This window comes from Paraglaciecola mesophila KMM 241 (genome assembly GCF_000315015.1).
In the GTDB taxonomy this organism is placed as follows: domain Bacteria; phylum Pseudomonadota; class Gammaproteobacteria; order Enterobacterales; family Alteromonadaceae; genus Paraglaciecola; species Paraglaciecola mesophila.
On record NZ_BAEP01000002.1, the window covers coordinates 1 to 555 of the forward strand.

The 555-nt window shown below is 45.4% G+C and carries 2 tRNA genes; both read right to left on the reverse strand.

From position 1 onward, the window contains the following. Nucleotides 1-115 precede the first annotated feature (115 nt). Nucleotides 116-191 (reverse strand) — tRNA-Ala (locus GMES_RS00010). 111 nt (nt 192-302) lie between these two features. Then, nucleotides 303-379: transfer RNA gene (locus GMES_RS00015), tRNA-Ile, on the reverse strand. Nucleotides 380-555: the final 176 nt, after the last annotated feature.

The following is a 555-nucleotide window of genomic DNA, read 5'->3' on the forward strand; positions in this document are numbered from 1 at the left end:
ATACCGAAGTACACAATTAAGGTTTAAAAAACCTTAATCAATAAACATTTAATCCAATGCGTATTGATTAAGGCTACTTAATCTTTTTGAGCAAAAAGTTCACTTTCTTAGAAAGTGGTGGAGCCAAGCAGGATCGAACTGCTGACCTCCTGCGTGCAAGGCAGGCGCTCTCCCAGCTGAGCTATGGCCCCTCAAATCATTGAGGATTTTCATCTTCGGCCAGTTCGTATTTAGGCTAGGCGGATACCGAGGACGTTTAGCCTGCTAAACGACGAGGTGTCCAACACCGCATAAATGCGAAATGGTAGGCTTGGGCAGACTTGAACTGCCGACCTCACCCTTATCAGGGGTGCGCTCTAACCAGCTGAGCTACAAGCCTCTTGCTCGGTCTTTGTCATTGATACTGCCTTGCTACAGAATTTGCTTGGTCATTAACAGACGTTAACTCCCGGCGACAAATTCTTCGCGGCGTTGTCTCAATAACAAATCCACTTCGCAATATTCTTTCGAACATTGCGACAAGTTGCTTGAATATCCCAAGCACTTCTTTTTTGC